Source organism: Protofrankia coriariae (assembly GCF_001017755.1).
In the GTDB taxonomy this organism is placed as follows: domain Bacteria; phylum Actinomycetota; class Actinomycetes; order Frankiales; family Frankiaceae; genus Protofrankia; species Protofrankia coriariae.
In genome coordinates this window covers 1-2,781 of sequence record NZ_JWIO01000083.1, presented here as the reverse complement: position 1 = coordinate 2,781, position 2,781 = coordinate 1, and the positions used below count along the sequence as shown (strand labels likewise).

Genomic DNA, 2,781 nt, shown 5'->3' with positions numbered 1-2,781 from the left:
GGCTGCCGTAGCTTACCGGCGGTCCCGCAGCCGTATCGCCGCGGGTAGGCGGTGGTGTCTTGTGGTGATTCCGTTGTCAGCGCTGACGCCCGGTCCCGACCTGGGTCGACCGGCCCGGACCCGGGGCGGCGTAGGCCGTTGCCGGCTGTGGCAGGCCGTTCGGCAGGCCGACGTGCCCTGAGTCGGGCAGTGACGGTCTCGCCGTCCGGCCGGATTTCCGGTCCGGCCGGGTTCCGCTCCGGGACGGTGAGTTCTACGCCGGCCGGGACGGGAACTCCCGGCCAGGACGGGACATCCGCCCGGCGTGCCCGGCGAAAAGCGCGGCGGTGGCCGATGGGTGGATCACGCGACGGCCGTCGTAGTCGGGGTAGTGGGAACCGTCGTCATTGCGTCCGGTGAGAAGCCAGAACTGGTCACCGTCACCGTCAGCATCCTCGACCGCGGCCGTCCAGGCCGCGTAGACCGTGTCGCGGGCGATCCCGTCGTCCTGCCAGGAGAATTCCTCCAGCACCGCCGGTACACCCGCCACGGCGGCCTCCCGGAAGTGGTCGTGAATCCAGCGGACACCCCATCCCGGCGATTTTTCGCCCCACTGCTGGGGATGCAGGTGAAATGTTCCGTAATCGATCCCGGGCAGCCTGAGGAGCCGGTGCCAGACCACCCCCTCCTGGTTGGATGCGGGGTAGTCGGCCGTGTCGGCACGGCCGTGGAAACCTTCGTCGCCGACCGCGACCAGCTGGCGGGGGGCCAGTTGTCGGACATATCTGCTCATTTCGTCGGCCCAGGCGACCAATGTGTCCCCGGACGGGTCGGAGGGGCAGCGGGGCTCGTTCGCCAGCTCCCAGGTCATCACCGCCGGTTCGTGGTTGTACGGCACGCCGGTATACCGGTTCCGCCGGCTGATCACGTGTGTCACCCAGGCCCGGTAGCATTCCCTGATGGCGTGGCGGTGGAAGAAGTCGTCGTGTTCGGCGGAGAACCACGTGGCGTACCGGGGAATTCCCCCGAAGTCGCTCCAGTTGTTCGTCAGGGCGATCACCAGCCGCAGCCCCAGTTGCCCGGCCCGGAAGACAGCGTGGTCCAGCGGCTCGAAACCGTCCTCGTCGTAGCGGAACGGCTCCGGTTGCAGTACCACGCCGTCCGCCGGAGTTCCATCGAGGAAGCCCCAGCAGCGGACCACCCGCAGGCCGAGCGCGGCGGCATCGGTCAGGACGCTGTCGGTCATCCGTTGGCTTTTGTAGTGCAGGTAGTAGTTGTTGGTGCCGCAGAAGCGGAAGCGTCTGCCGGCGAGCCGGAACGCGCCGTCGCGCACCTGGACGAAATCAGCGGCCCGGCCGGCGGGGCCGAATCCAGTGGGGGAGGACACGCTCCGGAAGAATACGGCTGCCACCCACGGCGAAGCGCTCCCGGGGACAAGATACCGAGACATGAGTCACGTAGCTGTGCGTAGTCATATGGGCGGTGCTCCCTGGAGGTGGCGGTCTGTGTAAGTGACCGCCTGGATAAACGCTGCTCTGGGTAGACGGCCGCCTGCCGTCGGCGACTATCACGGTGAGTGCTTCGTCAGATACATCCGTCGAGTCGGAAAGCGCGCCCGACGACACACGCGCCTGGATCAGGTGCCGAACAGATGGTCGCGGATGGCGACCGCACCGTCCGCAACCGGCAGCCTAACCGGCCGCCATCACCCGGCGTATTCGGTCGTTGCAGTTGTCGGTGATGTAGAGGAGTCGTTCGGTGGCGTCCAGGCCCAGGCCGTTGGGTTCGCACAGACGGGCCGCGGTGGCCGGCCCGCCATCGCCGGAGTAGCCGGCCTCGTCGGTACCGGCGACGGTGGTGATGACGCCGTCGGAGCTGACGCGGCGGATGCGGTTGTTGGCGTTGTCGGCGATGTAGAGATTGCCGGCGGTGTCCGCCGCCAGGCCGCCGGGCCTGGCCAGTTGGGCGGCGGTGGCCGGTCCGTCGTCGCCGGAGTAGCCGGGTGCGCCGGTGCCGGCGACGGTGGTGATGACGCCGTCGGAGTCGACGCGGCGCACCCGGTTGTTGTCGGTGTCGGCGATGTAGACGCGCCCGTCGTCGGTAACCGCGACACTGCCCGGGTTCGCCAGTTGGGCGGCAGTGGCCGGTCCGCCGTCGCCGGAGTAGCCGGGTGTGCCGCTGCCGGCGACGGTGGTGATGACGTCGTTGGTGCCGATGCGGCGGATGCGGTGGTTGCCGGTATCGGCGATGTAGAGGGTGCCGTCGGCGTCCACCAGCACGCTGGTCGGTTTCGCCAGTTGGGCGGCGGTGGCCGGTCCGTCGTCGCCGGAGTAGCCGGGTGCGCCGGTGCCGGCGACGGTGGTGACGGTTCCGACGACGTTGATGCGGCGGATGCGGTTGTTGTCGGTGTCGGCGATGTAGAGGTTGCCGGCCCGGTCTCGGGCCACGTCCGTGGGCGTTGCGAAGTGGGCCTGGGCGGCGGGCCCGTTGTCGCCGGAGAAGCCGTACGTGCCGGTGCCGGCGACGGTGGTGATGACGCCGTCGGCGCCGATGCGGCGGATGCGGTTGTTGCCGGTGTCGGTGAAGTAGACGGCACCGGTGTTGTCCACCAGCGGGTCGTCCGGCTTGCTCAGGTCGGCCGCGGTGGCCGGTCCGTTGTCGCCGGAGAAGCCGGCGACGCCGGTACCGGCCACCGTTATGATCGTTGCTGGTCGCGGTGGCTGGCTGATCAGCAGAACGGCGACCACGCTGGCGACCACCGGGACGGCCGCGGCCACGGCCACGATCCGGCGACGCCGCCGG

At 69.5% G+C, this 2,781-nt stretch carries 2 protein-coding genes; both read right to left on the bottom strand.

Annotated elements, in window-relative coordinates:
- Positions 1-253: 253 nt before the first annotated feature.
- Positions 254-1,366 (bottom strand): glycoside hydrolase 5 family protein, encoded by a 1,113-nt coding sequence (locus FrCorBMG51_RS24080; RefSeq protein WP_235433860.1) that lies wholly within the window; start codon positions 1,364-1,366, stop codon positions 254-256.
- A gap of 304 nt (positions 1,367-1,670) precedes the next feature.
- Positions 1,671-2,781 (bottom strand): NHL repeat-containing protein (locus FrCorBMG51_RS24075; protein ID WP_086055668.1); only part of this gene is annotated, 1,111 nt, incomplete at its 5' end.